This window comes from Gilvibacter sp. (assembly GCF_013214815.1).
Lineage (GTDB): Bacteria > Bacteroidota > Bacteroidia > Flavobacteriales > Flavobacteriaceae > Gilvibacter.
Genome location: NZ_JABSPU010000029.1, coordinates 13,933 through 30,241 on the forward strand (window position 1 = coordinate 13,933; position 16,309 = coordinate 30,241).

Consider the following 16,309-nt stretch of genomic DNA (forward strand, 5'->3'; position numbering starts at 1 on the left):
AATTACTCTCTGTTGAGGACTTTGTACTCCTCATAACACTCAGAGATGGCATCTAGGATCTGCAAATCATTGGCTGTTCTAATGAACTGATCCGAATAATTACAGTTGTTCAGGATCATGTCCAGATCGTTGCGTTCTAACTGCAATACGGCCATAAGGGTTTCTCGGTCAAACTTACTTTGCAATAAATTCCGAATATTATCATCGGCCTTCATTTGGCGTAGCTTGCGCATTTGTTTGGGCCTTTTCCCAAAGACGTTATAGAGGAAATCTGCGGGATTGAATATGGCACTGAGCACTTTTCCCACAGCTCCAGGTTGTTGTGAACCTCCTTCATAACCCCGATCTAAACCAGCGATGGCATAACGATAATCGTCATATACAGGGATGATCTTGGCATCAATCTCTAGATATCCCGTTAGTTCAACAGGTCTGACCACCACTTCTTCCAAAGCGATTCCAAGCTCCGTCATCTTTACTATGATCTCCCCAAAATTCAAAAGGTCATTGGTCACGCGAACGCGGATGGATTTGAATCCGAGGTAAGAAAAGTAAAGGGTGTCGTTGACTTTCGCAGGAATTTCGAAGCTTCCGTCTCTTTCAGAAACAGTACCGATCACCTGATTGAGGTTCACGATATTCACGTTTTCCAAAACCTTATCATCGGCATCGTTTTGAACAATACCTTGCACCGTCTGCGTCTGCTCTTCTTGGGCCGTAGCCGAAAAGCAAACAAGGGTAACAATAAGGAACCAGAAAGGCTTCATAGCAAGATTCTTAGTTTCAAAAATACGTATTAAGTGGTCAATTTGTGTATCACAACTACATATTTACAAAAAAATTAAGACTCTTAACGGCGTCTGCGCTTACCACCCGTGCCTTTAGGCTTGTTTCCAGATCGGTTCTTGCGTCCGCGTTTATTGCTAAAATCATCATTGAATTTACCACCTCGGCGTTTGTCGGACTTGCGTGTTCTAGGTTGCTTTCCTCTGGAATTTGAATCTTTAAATCGCTTACCACCACCTTTACGGCGTTTCTCTGTGGTTGCTTCTACTACAATGCGTCTGCCGTCTAAAGTAAAGTCTTCAAAAGTATCTAAAACACGCTTCACATGCGGCTCTTCTACGTTGAAGAATGAAAAGCTTCCTTTGACATCTACTTTGAAAAGCCCGTCGTCTTTGATCTGTAAAATGTCTTTCAAGAAGTCCTTCAGCGTCATCCAACTAAAGTCGTCCTTAGCGCCAACATTGATAAAGAATCGCGTGCTGTTTCCGCTTGCAGATACATTGCCAACTTCTGGAACGTTAAGCTCCTTAGCGTTTTTGTAATAGTTAAAGAATCTGCTGAATTCTACACTAAAGATCTTTTTGATCAAGGTTTCTTGGTCGAATTTCCCCAAGGATTCCATGATTGCAGCAACGTAAGGCTCAATGTCTGCATTGACATCGGTTTGTTCGATTTTCTCCGCTAAATGCAAGAGTTGGATCTCACAAATCTCCATACCTGTCGGCAGTGATTTGGCCTTGAATTCCTTTTGGATGATCTTTTCAATGGCCTTGATCTTACGAATCTCACTTTTGGAAACTAGAACCATGGAGATTCCTGATTTTCCTGCACGTCCGGTACGACCACTTCTGTGGGTGTAGGTTTCAATCTCATCCGGCAGTTGGTAATTGATCACGTGAGTAATGTCGTCCACATCTATACCACGCGCAGCCACGTCAGTTGCCACAAGCATTTGAATTTGCTTGGTTCGGAACGATTTCATGACCAAGTCACGCTGATTCTGGCTTAGATCCCCATGAAGAGCAGCGGCATTGTATCCGTCCTCAATGAGCATCTCAGCAACCTTCTGCGTATCGCGTTTCGTGCGGCAAAAGACTACAGAGAAAATGTTTGGATTGGCATCTGCCAAGCGCTTTAGCGCTAAATAACGATCCCTAGCACTGATCAGGTAGTACTCATGATCTACGCGTTGCGCACCACTGTTTTTGTTTCCTACTGTGATCTCTTGGGGATCATACATGAACTTTTTGGCTATGGCAGCCACTTCTTTAGGCATAGTAGCACTAAAAAGCCAGGTACTTTTGTCTTCTGGAGTGTGTGAAAGGATCTCTTTAATGTCCTCATAGAATCCCATGTTCAACATTTCATCGGCCTCATCCAAAACGCAATACTCTACGTTTTTAATGACAGCAACACCGCGACCGATAAGGTCTTTCATACGACCGGGAGTCGCTACAATGATCTGGGCACCGTTCTTCAGGTCTTTAGCTTGTCCTTGTACACTCGCACCGCCGTATACGGCCACAATGTGTAAACCTTTTATGTGTTGTGAATAGGAGCGCAGTTCATGAGTGATCTGCAGACAGAGTTCACGGGTAGGCGCAATAATAAGGCCTTGTGTATTTCTACTTTTTACATTGATCTTTTGAATCAACGGAAAACCAAAAGCGGCCGTCTTTCCTGTTCCGGTTTGCGCTAGAGCAACCAGATCGGTTTCTGATTCTAATAATAAAGGGATGGCTTTGGCCTGAACTTCTGTAGGTTTTTCAAAACCCATATCGGCCGTGGCCTGCAATAAAGGCGCAGACAGTCCTAATGCTTCAAATGCACTCATAGTTACTTGTATTTGCGTGTTGGTCGAAGCACGCGACAAGTAAACCCATTTAGCTTCGTGCAACACATTTCCTCAACCCGAGGTAATTTCAAGGGGCAAAAGTACGCTAAGTTTTTTGTTTCCAAGCTTTTTTGAAGAAATAAAAAAGTTAGCGGACTAACGAAGTGGTTCTTGAAACCCAACCAAATTTTATACTTTGAAGTTTAAGTTTTAAAATTTGGTTGCCCTTGAAAAAAGTACACTAAGTTTTTTGTTATCAGGGCGTTTATTGAGAATTCTTTAAAAATGCCACCAATTGGGCTACTGCTTTTCCTCGATGGCTCGTGGCACTTTTCTCTGCCATAGTCATTTGTGCAAAGGAGCGGTCAAAGCCATTGGGCTTAAAGATTGGGTCATACCCAAAACCGTCCGTGCCATGGCGTTCTGAAAGGATCTCACCAGGGCAAAATCCTTCAAAATAAACAGGCTCATTTCCTTGTAAAAGCGCAATAACACAAACAAAGCGTGCGGATCGATCGCTCTGATTTTCTAATGCCCCCAAAAGCTTGTCCATATTATCATCAGAGGTGCAATCAACACCCGCATAGCGCGCGGTATAGACCCCTGGAGCTCCATCTAAGGCCGATACTTCCAAACCGCTGTCATCGGCAAAGCAAGGCAGCCCGTAGTGTTTTTGAACGTGCTGTGCCTTGAGAAGCGCATTGCCTTTAAAGTTGGTTTCGGTCTCGGGAATCTCTTCATGACAGCCAATGTCATCCAAGCTCAACAGTTTGATGCTGGGAGGCACCATGGCTTGCAGTTCCTTGAGTTTACCTGCGTTGTGTGTAGCAAAAACAAATTCGGTCATTATTGATGGTGATAAGGTTCGTTGTTTAAAATACTGAAGCCGCGGTAGAGCTGTTCTGCAAAAAAGAGTCTAACCATTTGGTGAGAAAAAGTCATTTTGGAGAGCGACAACTTGCTGTTTGCTCTTGAGTAAAGCGCTTGATCAAAACCATAAGGTCCGCCGATGATAAAGACCAAATTCTTAATACCAGAATTCATCCGTTGTTGCAGAAATTTGGAAAAGTCCACAGAACTGTAATGTTTTCCATTCTCATCCAATAAGACCACAAAATCACTGGTATTGAGCTGCGTCAGGATCAAATCGGCTTCTTGTTTCTTTTGCTGCTCAAAAGAGAGCTTCGCTCGTTTTTTGAGATCAGGAATGATCTTGATTTCGAACTTTACATATCTAGCGACTCGTTTGGTGTAGATTTCTGTAAGCTGCTCAATTTCTTTACTGTCGGTCTTTCCAACGGCTAAAAGTGTGAACTTCATCTCACAAAGGTACAAAAGCCTAAAAAGAGTAAACTATTTAGTTTTTAGGAAAGCAAAGCTTCACAAGAGATCTTTAGGGGGGAATTAGTAATTTAGCCAAAACACTTCATTAAATGATCTCCAAAAAAGACTTTGACAAAGAAATTGATCTGATAATCGCCAATGCCATTCGTGAAGATGTGGGTGATGGTGACCACAGCTCATTAGCCTGTATTCCTTATGATGCCACGGGGAAGGCGCGCTTATTAGTTAAAGACGAAGGGATTCTAGCCGGCGTTGAATTCGCCAAAAAGGTATTTGAATTTGTAGATCCCGGTCTTGAAATCGACATTCGTATAACCGATGGAACTCCAGTAAAATACGGAGACAAAGCCTTTTATGTAAGTGGGAACTCTCAGTCTATTTTAAAGGCAGAACGCTTGGTGCTCAATGCTATGCAACGCATGAGCGCTATCGCTACAAAGACCAATGAATATGTAAAACTCTTAGAGGGGACGGGTACCAAGATCCTCGATACCCGAAAAACAACTCCGGGAATCCGTGCTTTGGAAAAGTGGGCGGTTAAGATAGGAGGCGGGGAGAACCATCGTTTTGCGCTTTACGACATGATCATGCTCAAGGACAATCACATCGACTTTTGCGGGGGAATCGCTAAAGCCATTGAAGTGACCAAGCAGTATTTAAAGGAAAATCGTTTGGATCTCAAGATCATTGTTGAGGCCCGAGCCTTGGATGAAATAGCCCAAATTTTAGAGCATGAGGGGGTATATCGAATCTTAATCGATAACTTTGACTATGAAGATACCCGAAAGGCAGTAGCCCTAATTGGTGATCAATGTCTGACGGAATCCTCTGGAGGGATTACGCTTCAAACAGTAAGAGCCTATGCAGAATGCGGGGTGGATTACATCAGCAGTGGTGCCTTGACCCATTCGGTTCACAACTTAGACCTGAGTTTAAAAGCTATATGAGCATAGAACAACGCTTACAAAACACACCTGTAGTTAGCGGGGCCATGCGCCTTTGCGATAAGATATTACTGCCGGGTTTTGAGGGCTTGTCCTTGTATGATTTATTAAAGACCTACGCCGTAGGTATTGTAAAAGGGACCTTTTCCAGCAGAGCGGGAGCCATTGCTTTTAGCTTCTTTATGGCCATATTTCCCTTTTTGCTCTTTGTGCTGAATTTGATTCCGTATGTGCCCATTGAGAACTTCCAGGACCGTTTTCTGGATTTTATTGGCGAGTTGATGCCGGCGCAGACCTTTGATTTCTTTTTTCCAGTAATTGAGGATATTGCAGCCAATCCACGTGGTGGCTTATTGTCCTTTGTTTTTATCCTGACCTTATTGGTAATGGCCAATGGCGTAAACTCCATATTTAGCGGTTTTGAGTACTCTTTTCATGTGAATATCAACCGCAATTTCTTCAGGCAGTATTGGGTAGCCTTATTGGTTTCGATTTTTTTGGCATTGTTGTTGCTTTTTAGTGTAGTGGTAGCGGTATACAGTGAATATTTGATCAGTATGCTTAAGCAAGAAGACTACATTAGCGATGAAGTAGTTTGGATAACCGCAGTGCGTTATTTTGTCTTTGTGCTCTTGGTCTATATGGTTGTAGCCGTGTTGTACTACTTTGGTGTAAAGGATGGGCGACAGTCCAGATTCTTTTCCATCGGTGCACTGGTAACGACTTTGCTATTCATGTTAACCACCTATCTCTTTGGAGTTTATATCAATAATTTCTCCAATTACAACGAGCTTTATGGTTCCATTGGAGCCCTTTTAATAATGATGCTGTATATTTGGTTAAATTCTAACTTACTTTTACTGGGCTTTGAACTCAATGCGAGTTTGAGAGCTTTGAAAAACAAACACTAATAATTACTTAAATATTTTATTGACTTATGAAACGAGTTTTGGTATTAATGATCGCTGTACTCTCTATGAATTTTGGGTTTGCACAGAACGGAGGAATGACAGAAGTAGGAGACGTGATGCTTCCAAACACTATGAAAGTTGGAGGTTCTGATTTGGTACTCAACGGAGGAGGAATCAGAAAGAAGGCTTTTGTACTCGAATTGTATTCTGGAGGATTGTATCTGGAATCAAAGTCGAAAGACGCTAAAAGCATTATCAATGCTGATCAGAATATGGCCATGAAATTGGTGATCACTTCAAGCTTTGTATCGAGTGATGCAATGATTGAAGCAGTTAACGATGGTTTTGATGCTTCCATGAGAGGAGATACTTCTTCCTTGGACAGTGAGATCAAAAAATTCATAGGTTTTTTCAGTGATGAGATCGTTGAAAAAGATGTTTTTGACATTACCTATCAAACTGGGCGCGGCGTGGTTTGCTATAAGAACGGAAACGAATTGGGAGTGATTCCAGGAATGGAATTTAAGAAGGCCCTTTTTGGAATCTGGTTGGGGAAAGCACCAGCTGATAAAAAACTTAAAAAAGGAATGTTGGGTAACTAATTGTGCTCACATTATTACGTACTTTTAGGCTGTCGTTAACGCGACAGCCTTTTTTGTTTTCATGTACTTTATTGACGTCATACTGCCCATTCCCATCAAGCAGGCATTTACCTATGCGGTAAATGTTCACGAGGCACATTTTCTAAAGCCCGGGCACCGTGTGGCAGTTCCTTTTGGAAAGTCCAAGATCTATACCGGAATCGTGTATCGGGTGCATCAAACGCCGCCTCAGATGTATGAGACCAAGGAGATCGATCAGATCTTAGATGAGCATCCTTTGGTGACCCAAACCCAGCTTAGACATTGGCAATGGATCGCGGATTATTACCTCTGCAGTATGGGGGAGGTTATGCGCGCCGCTTTGCCGGGAGCTTTTCTTTTAGAAAGTGAGACGATCATTCGGCTACAAACGGAGCGCCCGTATACGGAAGCTACACTCTCTACTCAGGAAGAATTAATACTTGAGGCTTTAGAGAACAGACAGCAACTGCATCTCAATGATGTAAGGAATTTACTTGAGAAAAAGCAGGTCCTTGGAGTTATTCAAGCCTTGATCGATAAGAACCGCGTGGCTTTAGTAGAGACGCTTTATGAGCAGTACATCCCTAAAATGGTATCTTACCTTCAATTGGCACCGGAATATCAAGAGGAGGCCGTTCTGACCGCACTCTTGGATGAAATGCAACGCGCTCCCAAACAAAAGGAAGTGCTTATGCAACTCTTTATGCTTAGCGCAAGACAGTCGGGAGCGGTTAAAAGACAAGAGCTTTTGTCTGCGTTATCTGGTGGTGTAGCGCCCTTAAAAGCCTTAATTGATAAGGGAATTGTCATTCAAGAAAAGAAACAAACCGATCGTAAGGCGCTGTGGGAACAAGAAACGGCAGCCTCAAAAGGTCTATCAGAGGCACAGCAAAAGGCTTTAGATGAAATAAGAACAGCGTTTTCTAGTAAATCTGTTTGTCTTTTTCACGGAGTGACTTCCAGCGGAAAGACCGAGGTTTACGTAAAACTTATTGAAGAGATGCTCGATGCTGGTAAACAGGTACTATATATGTTGCCAGAGATCGCTTTGACTACCCAGCTCATAAGCCGTTTGCAATACTATTTTGGAGATCGCGTAGGGGTGTACCATTCACGTTACAGCGTACACGAAAGGGTAGAGGTATGGAATCAGGTACTGCGGCAAGATGCAAAAGCACAGCTGGTCATAGGGGCTCGTTCTACGGTCTTTTTGCCTTTTCAGGACTTGGGGCTCATCATTGTAGATGAAGAACACGAGCATTCGTTCAAACAGTATAGTCCGGCTCCACGATACCACGGCAGAGACAGCGCAATAGTGCTCGGAGCCTTAAGCGAGGCTAAAGTTCTTTTGGGCTCTGCAACACCAGCCTTGGAATCCTATCACAATGCAAGCACAGGGAAATATGGCTTGGTAAGCCTTAAGGAGCGATTTGGGAAGGTTTTGCTGCCAGATACACAATTGGTAGACTTGCGGGATAAAAATCGCAAGAAACGCATGCAAGGGCATTTTTCGGACACGCTGTTAGAGGCTATTAAAGAAACCCTATCAGAAAACAAACAAGTCATTCTTTTTAAGAATCGAAGAGGTTTTGCTCCAATTATGGAATGTATGACCTGTGGAAGTGCTCCACAATGTCCCAATTGCGACGTGAGTTTGACCTATCACAAAGCCAAAGGACAACTGCGGTGTCATTACTGTGGATATGCAACACCCATTACCAAGCAATGCGGCGCCTGCGGCAGTATGACTCTGGATCCTAAAGGCTTTGGAACGGAGCAGATTCAGAATGAACTGCAGGAATTGCTGCCAGAAGCTCGTATTTCTCGCATGGATCAAGACACTACTAAAGGCAAGCATGCGCATGCCAAACTCATTCACGCCTTTGAACAGGGAGAGATCGATGTTTTGGTGGGAACGCAGATGCTGGCAAAAGGCCTTGATTTTAGAGCCGTTGGTTTAGTGGGTGTTATGCAGGCCGATACGCTATTGAATTTTCCAGACTTTCGCGCACACGAACGCAGTTTTCAATTGCTGAGTCAGGTTGCGGGTAGGGCAGGGCGTACTAAAGATCGCGGTAAGGTCTTGATTCAGGCCTACAATCCGGAGCATATGATCCTTCAGCAAGTGACCACGCATGATTTTGATGGAATGTTTAAAGATGAGATGGAACAGCGCAGACATTACGGTTATCCACCGTTTAATCGATTGATCCGTTTTACCTTCAAACACCGAAATTTTGAATCGATGCAAAACGGCGCCCGTTGGTTCGCCAAAGCTTTGGAAGCACAATTTAATGATGGCGTACTAGGACCAGAGATCCCTCCTGTAGGCAGAATTCGGAATGAATACTTAAGCCATGTATTGCTTAAAGTCCCGATACAAGCTGGAATAAAAGCATACAAAGGAAAGGTTGGGCAGCTGGTGCGCAACTTTGAAGCGCAAAAACCTTTTGCGCGAATAAAACTAATTGTAGATGTAGATCCGTATTAGGCCTTCATGGATGCAGTAAGCGCTTCTACCAATTGGGTCTTTCTGTTTCGGCTAAGCGGCAACTGATCGTTGTCGATCTCAATAACTTTACTGTTATAGCGCTCTACCTTATCCAGATTTACAATGTAAGATTTGTGAATTCTCAAAAAGCGATCTGCTGGCAAGAGCGATTCAAAATTCTTCATGGTAGACAACACTACCAGAGAATCATGCTCAGTAACCAGTTTTACGTAATCTCCTAAAGCCTCAATGTAGCGAAGTTCGTTTAAGAATACTTTACGCTTTTTCAAGTTACTTTTTACAAAGATGAAGTCTTCATCGTCAAAACCATCTTCATTGTGCAATCTGTGATTGGTAATCGCCTTGTGTACCGCATTTAGGAAGCGTTCCTTTGAAATTGGCTTACGCAGATAATCTACAGCATCATAATCAAAGGCTTTAAAGGCGTATTTGGTTTTCCCAGTAACGAAAATGATCTGTGGCTTAACGCTCAGGTCATCGAGTAGGTCGAATCCCGATAAGATCGGCATCTCGATATCAAGGAATATCAAGTCGATTTGTGTGTCCAAGAGCCCCATCTTTGCTTCAATAGCGTTGTTGTACTCGGCTACTAAATTGAGCGAGGGGTGGTTTTGGATAAGCTTGACGATAGAAAGACGTTGTAGGCTGGAATCGTCAACTATAGCACAGTTAAGTACGGTTTTTTCCAAGGCAATAATAGATTTAGTAACATACAATTATACACAAATTATCGATGAACGACAACATTTCTTAACGAAACTTAACGATAAATGGTGTTAAAATTACGTTTATCTGTCAAAACTGTAAGGCTAAAATGTAGGAAATTAAAGAGTAGTGAGGCTTTGAATATTCTATAATTAGTGCTATTTTTGCCCCCTCTTTAACGAGAGACTTAAATTTAATTCAAACACAAAGTATGAATCATTACGAAACTGTTTTCATCTTGAATCCCGTTTTATCTGAAGAACAGATAAAGGAAACAGTAAAGAAATTCGAAGATTTTTTGGTTTCTGGCGGAGCTAAGATGATTTCAAAAGAGGACTGGGGGCTTAAGAAGCTTGCTTATCCTATCCAACACAAGAAAAGTGGATTTTACCACTTGTTCGAGTACACCGTTCCTGGTGAAGTGATCAACCCATTAGAAGTAGAGTTTAGACGTGACGAGCGCATCATGCGTTATTTGACAGTACGTTTAGACAAGCACGCTATCGCATGGGCAGAGAAAAGAAGAAAACGTAACGCTAAAACCGCTTAATCATGTCTAGCATTGAACAACAAGCAAAAGGCAAAAAAGACGGTGAAATCCGTTATTTGACGCCGCTTAACATCGAGACTACAAAGGCAAAGAAATACTGCCGTTTCCAGAAGTCCGGTATTAAGTACATCGATTATAAAGATCCAGACTTCTTGATGAAGTTTGTGAATGAACAAGGTAAATTACTTCCTCGTCGTTTGACAGGTACTTCTTTGAAGTATCAACGTAAAGTGGCAGTAGCTGTGAAAAGAGCACGTCACCTTGCACTTATGCCATACGTAGGGGATCTATTAAAATAATACAGTACGGTCATGGAACTTATATTAAAGAAAGATGTAGAAAATCTTGGGTTTACAGACGATATCGTTACTGTAAAGAACGGATACGGTAGAAACTACCTGATCCCTCAAGGATATGCGATCCTAGCCACTTCATCTGCTAAGAAAGTATTGGCAGAGACTTTGAAGCAACGCGCTTTCAAAGAGCAGAAGCTGGTTGACGACGCGACTAAAGAGGCTGATAAATTGAACGGCCTTGAGTTAAAGATCACTGCTAAAGCTGGTGAAGGTGATAAACTTTTTGGTTCTGTAAACAACGCAGACGTAGCCGAGGCTTTGGAAAAAGCTGGAGTGAGCATCGAGAAGAAATTCATCTCTGTAGCAGGTGGAAACATCAAGCGTACCGGGCAATACGAAGCCAAAGTGCGTTTCCACAGAGACGTGATTGCTAACTTAACTTTTGACGTAGTAGCAGAGGCTAAGAGCTAATTAGCCCACAACAATAGTAAAAGGCCTTTTGTTTAGACAGAAGGCCTTTTTTTTTGAAAGGATGAAATATACAAGACTTACCAAAGAACAGTTTGAAGAGCTTCAAGAGGAGTTCACCCGCTTTTTAGCCACGCAAAGCATTACGGCAGACGAATGGCAGCAACTCAAAGCAGAAAAGCCTGAGGTTGCTGAAGCTGAATTGGATTTGTTTAGTGATCTGGTTTGGGAGGGAGCGCTCAGTGCAGCGAAGTACTTAGAGAATGCAAGCCCAGATCAGGTGTTTTGTATAGCTGTTGAGGATGATCAAATGCGAATGATCCATGCGCGAATTCCTTCGGGAGCAGCAGATCTCACCACAGCCGAAGGGCGACAATGGCTAATCGAGAATATTCAAGATGATTCGGTTCAATTACAAACGGGAACTAAAGCTCTAGCTTCAGGTAGAAATGAGCAAATTTTCGGTTTAATCCAGCAAGGGGCGCACATTGCCAGCAAGGAGCTTTTTGAGGCCCTTGATGAAATCATTAATTAACTCAAATTAAGAGAGTTAATCGACTTCTCCTAAAGCATTAATTTATTCGTATCGAAGACTTTCAATAGGGTCTAATCGGGCAGCTTTCATGGCGGGATAAGAACCTGCGACAACAGCGACTAAAAAGGTGATAATGGTCGCCGCGATCACGGCACCCCAAGGAATACTGAAGTTAAAATCGGCCAGTTTAGCAAAGGCCAAACCTGTTCCCAAACCTAAGAGAATTCCCAAGATACTTCCTAGCTGACCTATAACCACGGTCTCCATTAAAAACTGCGTACCTATAGTAGAGCGTTTTGCTCCTAAAGCTTTGCGAACACCTATCTCACGGGTACGCTCCGTCACAGAAACCAGCATAATATTCATCAAAGCGATCAAGGAGCCAAATATGGTGATTGCACTAATAAACCAGGCTGCAAACTCTAAAACGCCAGTAATTTCAGCAATTCTGTTGATCAAGTCCTCACTGCGTTCCAGTCCAAAATTGTTTTCTTCAACAGGGGAGAGGCCTCTCACATTTCTAAAGGTGACAATAGCATCGCTTTGTGCGCCTTCCAGGTATTCTTTGTCATCTACCATAACGCTGATGGTGTAGGTGATGTTAGGAGCCGTATAGATGCTTCTGGCTTGCTGAATAGGAATCAGCACCTTAAGGTCTTGATTGTTGCCAAAAGTAGCTCCTTTAGATTCTAAGAGCCCAATCACTTTAAACTTTACTCCGCGAATGCTCAAAGTCTTACCAATAGGGTCAGTGCCCTCAAACAAGGTCTTTTTAAAATCCGCTCCGAGCAAACAAACATTGACGTTGTTCTGAATATCAAAAACATTGAAGTCACGTCCTTTTTCTACCTCGGTACCGGTATTGTTTAGGTAGTTTTCATTTACGCCGTATACCTGTACTTCGGGATCAGTTTTATTGCCCTCGTAACGCACTTCCGCACGGCTGGTTCCTCGGAAAGAGACCGAGGTACGGGTAAAAGGGTAGTTGTAGGCGTCTTGAAATTCTTTAATGTCCCGATAGCTGATGATCGGGTTGATCTTTTGGCGTTCGCCACCGCGTCTTCCCTGGGAGGTGAAATCGTAGCGCTGAATGTTAAACGAGTTAGCTCCCATAGAGGCAAAGTCACTAGAAATCGTGTTTTCTAAGGCTTTTACAGCCGCTAAGATGCCTACTAGGGCCCAAATACCTATTCCTATGATTACTACCGTTAAAATGGTTCTAAGGAGTTGACTGCGGATGGAATCCATCGCAATTCGAACATTCTCACGGAATAATGAAAACATGGTAAAGGCTTTTAATTGCGTTATATGACGAATTATAAAGGATAAAGTTACAAAATATCGAATCGGATTTAATGTCCTTTAACAGGCTGGTAAGAAAATAAAAAGGCGAGAATCATTGGATTCCCGCCTTTTGGTTATGAATTAAAGTTTAAACTACTTCTCAATCAAGATTTTAACTGTATGAGTTCCTGTATTCGTTGTCGTCTTAAGGATATAAGTTCCAGTGGCCATTTGCGCTGAAGAGAAAGCCTCCTGCGGATTAGTGCCGCTGTAGTTATAACGTCCAATGAATTGACCTAGGATAGAGTAGACCTCTACTGTAGAGATGGTTTCATCAGCTTCTTTAGTAATTACGCTCACTTGAGCAGCTTGCTTTTGATGCATTGCGTAAACTGCCGATTCCACAGACTTCATGCTCGTATCAATATCTCGGTTTCTCGGTGTTCTTCTCAAGATGATCTCAAAACGATCCAGATGCATTCCCGCGTCAATAGTTCCCGTGTACACCTCTTCTAAAAGATTGGTGTAAATATTGAACTTCTTGTCACGCAAATAAGGAATGATCTTTTCATTGAGATTCACGGCTTGGTCAAGACCAATGGTGAATTCTCCGCTTTCTGCAATCTCAGCAATTAGTGGAAGTACCACACTGCTGTTTCCTTCTATCATTGGAATTCCTTGGATCACATAACGTTCACCAGCGATATCCCAGTTCAGATCTTCAATTAGATCGTCAAACAAACGTCCATCATACCCGCGATCATAATCCAAAGTAGTATTCGGATCAATGGTCAAGAGCAGTTGTCTGTGCAACATTTTTGGAGAATCAAAACCAATGCGCAATTTAGGACGCATGTCCGGTGCGTCTAGTTCGCTGTCGTCTGGTTCGCTGTATGTCGTTGTCGATGGTGTTGATGGCACCGCGTAGGAGTCATCGGTAAAGACAAAAACTGAACTTGATCCGGAGCGAACAAAATTACGCTGGCTGTTGTTAAATTCTATGGTACCGTTAGTATCCGCAGCAACAAAGAATCCTTGACTTGGCGCTACATAACGTCCTGGAGTTTTAGTAGGAACACCTGCAGTACTTACGTCAGGGTGACTGGTAGCCATAACTCCTCCGGAAAGGTTATACATAGCGTATCCACCTTGGTATTCACCTAAGATATGTGATCCACCTCCCCAGTGCTCCCAGAAGTACAAGGTACCGTCTAGGTGTGGGTTGTCGGCGATAAAATCATGCGAATCCAAAGCAGAGGCAAACGGATTACCGACCAGATAGTTGTTACCACCAGAAATTGAGAGTTGTATCTCGTATCCTGTTTGATCGTTATTAGGCTTTCCAGTAAAGGTGTAATTCTGAATATCTGTAACGGCACCAGAACCTGGGCCTTTCATGGTAAATCCTTGTCCAGCGTCTAGTGCACCCCATTGACCGAGGTATTGCCATGAGCTGTAATCTCCGATAGGGTGGTTATCGTATTTGAATAACCAGAAATCGGACAGGGAGATCGGAGTGGTTGGCGCACCGTTATAGCCACCCACCCAATTCACGTACACAGGATTATTCACATCCGTACCGTCACGTAGGACACGATTAATATTGAATGTTTCATTTACGCTTGTTGAGGAGAATGTACTGGTAGGTGCACTCCAATAATTATAGGTGTACGTATCTGCTGTACCCCCTTGATCAATTTCAATATAACCAGCACTAGTTGCTTCTAGATCACTTCCTTGTGTTTGGATCAATTGAGATTCTCCTTGAAGGTCGATAAATCCGGCAAGATCTAAATAGTGTGATACTTCAAACTTATTGTTGTTGTCCACAAGAATCTCAGCACCAACGTTTACAAAAACACCTAATACTGTGGTGTTATTGGACGTTGTAAGTTCGTGATCAACTCTAGATATCGTCCAATCAATTGGCGTTGCATTGTCAACAATGGATAGGGCTCCTGGTAAATAGAGTACGTTACTATTCGCCCAAGTGTTCGTATCATCCCAAGCACCATCATCATCTGTTTCATAGGGTAGTGGTGCAGTTTGGAAGTCAACAGTATCCAAATTCTTGATAGCCGCTGTATTTCCGTTTCCGGACTCGTCCTTAATGTTGGTAAAGGTATAGGTGGTCATCGGATAGTAGGCCATAAGTTGTCCCCATGGAATTGAGGATACCTCATTAAGCGAAATGCTCTGAGGCAGAATACTACCAGTTACCGTGTTATCTGAGTGCTCAATGATCTCTTGATTCATAATGAATCGGATCTGATTTTCTCCTAATGTTGTATCCCAAACGCGTACCTCATCAATGCCTCCATCCCAGAAATTGGTTGGATTCTCATAGTCTGCAGCTGCGATCAAGAAGTGTTGAGAGTTGCTCACTGGAGCATCCATTGGGCCAGTTACGTCTAAAACACCGTCAATATAAATGCGTGCGTTAGTTCCGTCATAAGTTACAGCAATATGGTGCCACTCATCGGTAGGAATCTCAACAGATGATGTTAAACTTTGTACGGCTCCGCCGCTGTTCGTCCACATAGCTTGAGCATGTCCACTTCCATCAATTTTAACCGCGTAGCCTTCAGTGTAAGGTGCTGTATTACGTTTGGAAATGATGTCTCTGTCAGTACCAGCATCACGCTTGACCCAAGCAGAAAGGGTGAAATCTGAATCTAGATCTAGGAAATTATCAGAATCCATATAATCTACACTACCGTCAAAGTCAACGGAGCGCACGTAGATGTTCTCTGGGGCATATCCAAAGGTAATGTACTTGGTGCCGTTGAAATCGTAGGTAGTTTCTAAGTTTCCTCCATTCAATCGCATAATGCGATATTCTGAGTTTGGGTTAAAGGTCGGTGTGTCGGAGATGAACATTAAATATTCACCCGGTGGATCCAAAGTAGCTGCTAATTGCGCTTCTGGCACAGATACTTCTACTTTCTGAACATCACCACCGGTCTCAACAACCTTCCAAGTGCGTTCCACAGAAGTAAATTCTACGATAGTGGTCAATCCTGGCACACCATCACTCATATCAACAATGATAGGGGCAACAGCGTTTAGGCTGGTGTTATCGTGTCCCCAAACCAAATACGATTCGTCATCTGTAAGATCATTGGTATTCGCGTTGTTTGTGGATTCGATATTGGCCATACCCATAGTTACAAGCGTGTTCGCATTTACAGACTTAGATTGCTTTTGCATCAGTCCAGCTGCGTCAGAACGTCCTAATCCAGCAATATCCCAGTTAAAGGCACCACCGTCAGAGGATTGATCCCAGATCACGTTTCCATCGGAGTCTACGTAGTCTTGAGAAACTCCATTGACTCCTAAGGTTATTCCGTATTTGATCGCTAGGTAAGACTGAATTCTATTGCGATTGTCAGTCATAGAACCGTCTGTGTTAGTGGCAGAGTAGGTGATTACTTCCGTAATTCTACCTCCAAAGCTACCGTTCCAGTACTGACTGCGTCCCAACCAATATCTGGTATTGGAAACTTCTGCGAAATCT

General features: G+C 43.0%; 15 protein-coding genes. 8 read left to right on the top strand and 7 right to left on the bottom strand.

All coding sequences use genetic code 11. The annotated features are described in order from the left end of the window. Positions 1–2: 2 nt before the first annotated feature. The 4 genes from HRT75_RS07820 to rlmH form a co-directional block, all read right to left on the bottom strand. Positions 3–767, bottom strand: a complete 765-nt coding sequence (locus HRT75_RS07820; RefSeq protein ID WP_291184808.1) for a carboxypeptidase-like regulatory domain-containing protein — start codon at positions 765–767, stop codon at positions 3–5. An 83-nt stretch (positions 768–850) separates the two neighbouring features. Further along, positions 851–2,620 carry a DEAD/DEAH box helicase gene (locus HRT75_RS07825; protein WP_291184810.1) on the bottom strand — a complete coding sequence of 590 codons (1,770 nt, stop codon included), beginning with the start codon at positions 2,618–2,620 and terminating at the stop codon, positions 851–853. 265 nt (positions 2,621–2,885) lie between these two features. Beyond that, complete coding sequence (gene rdgB, locus HRT75_RS07830; protein WP_291184813.1) at positions 2,886–3,467, bottom strand: RdgB/HAM1 family non-canonical purine NTP pyrophosphatase; 582 nt, start codon at positions 3,465–3,467, stop codon at positions 2,886–2,888. Then, positions 3,467–3,940: a 23S rRNA (pseudouridine(1915)-N(3))-methyltransferase RlmH gene (rlmH, locus tag HRT75_RS07835; protein ID WP_291184815.1), complete on the bottom strand. Its 474-nt coding sequence runs from the start codon at positions 3,938–3,940 to the stop codon at positions 3,467–3,469. Before rlmH ends, rdgB begins: the two co-directional genes overlap by 1 nt. A 113-nt stretch (positions 3,941–4,053) precedes the next feature. Between rlmH and nadC the strand changes: the two genes are divergently transcribed. The 4 genes from nadC to priA all read left to right on the top strand — a co-directional run bounded on the left by nadC (position 4,054) and on the right by priA (position 8,933). Then, complete coding sequence (gene nadC / locus HRT75_RS07840; protein WP_291184818.1) at positions 4,054–4,911, top strand: carboxylating nicotinate-nucleotide diphosphorylase; 858 nt, start codon at positions 4,054–4,056, stop codon at positions 4,909–4,911. Continuing rightward, on the top strand, positions 4,908–5,819 hold the full coding sequence (locus HRT75_RS07845) for a YihY/virulence factor BrkB family protein (RefSeq protein ID WP_291184821.1): 912 nt from the start codon (positions 4,908–4,910) through the stop codon (positions 5,817–5,819). Before nadC ends, HRT75_RS07845 begins: the two co-directional genes overlap by 4 nt. A 26-nt stretch (positions 5,820–5,845) precedes the next feature. After that, positions 5,846–6,421: a chalcone isomerase family protein gene (locus HRT75_RS07850; RefSeq protein WP_291184823.1), complete on the top strand. Its 576-nt coding sequence runs from the start codon at positions 5,846–5,848 to the stop codon at positions 6,419–6,421. Between the two features lie 61 nt (positions 6,422–6,482). Beyond that, entirely contained in the window at positions 6,483–8,933 is a 2,451-nt protein-coding gene (gene priA / locus HRT75_RS07855) for a primosomal protein N' (protein ID WP_291184826.1), read from the top strand. Here priA and HRT75_RS07860 read toward each other — a convergent pair. Continuing rightward, the gene (locus HRT75_RS07860) at positions 8,930–9,643 is read right to left on the bottom strand and encodes a LytTR family DNA-binding domain-containing protein (RefSeq protein ID WP_087525565.1); all 714 of its coding nucleotides are present in this window, start codon (positions 9,641–9,643) and stop codon (positions 8,930–8,932) included. The two genes, priA and HRT75_RS07860, sit on opposite strands and share 4 nt — an antisense overlap. A gap of 227 nt (positions 9,644–9,870) precedes the next feature. On the opposite strand from HRT75_RS07860, the gene rpsF reads away from it, so the two are divergent. The 4 genes from rpsF (at position 9,871) to HRT75_RS07880 (ending at position 11,508) form a co-directional block, all read left to right on the top strand. Beyond that, the gene (gene rpsF, locus HRT75_RS07865) at positions 9,871–10,209 is read left to right on the top strand and encodes a 30S ribosomal protein S6 (RefSeq protein ID WP_087525154.1); all 339 of its coding nucleotides are present in this window, start codon (positions 9,871–9,873) and stop codon (positions 10,207–10,209) included. Continuing rightward, the gene (gene rpsR / locus HRT75_RS07870; RefSeq protein ID WP_198356562.1) at positions 10,209–10,508 is read left to right on the top strand and encodes a 30S ribosomal protein S18; all 300 of its coding nucleotides are present in this window, start codon (positions 10,209–10,211) and stop codon (positions 10,506–10,508) included. The genes rpsF and rpsR overlap by 1 nt, the downstream gene beginning before the upstream one ends. A gap of 12 nt (positions 10,509–10,520) precedes the next feature. After that, positions 10,521–10,976: a 50S ribosomal protein L9 gene (gene rplI / locus HRT75_RS07875; RefSeq protein ID WP_291184831.1), complete on the top strand. Its 456-nt coding sequence runs from the start codon at positions 10,521–10,523 to the stop codon at positions 10,974–10,976. Positions 10,977–11,037: 61 nt separating this feature from the next. Then, positions 11,038–11,508 (top strand): DUF6495 family protein, encoded by a 471-nt coding sequence (locus tag HRT75_RS07880; RefSeq protein ID WP_291184834.1) that lies wholly within the window; start codon positions 11,038–11,040, stop codon positions 11,506–11,508. Between the two features lie 42 nt (positions 11,509–11,550). Here HRT75_RS07880 and HRT75_RS07885 read toward each other — a convergent pair whose 3' ends face one another. Then, a complete protein-coding gene (locus tag HRT75_RS07885) occupies positions 11,551–12,792 on the bottom strand; it encodes an ABC transporter permease (RefSeq protein WP_291184838.1) in 1,242 nt (413 codons plus the stop codon). A gap of 153 nt (positions 12,793–12,945) precedes the next feature. Then, a partial coding sequence (locus HRT75_RS07890; RefSeq protein ID WP_291184840.1) for a LamG domain-containing protein occupies positions 12,946–16,309 on the bottom strand: 3,364 nt, incomplete at its 5' end.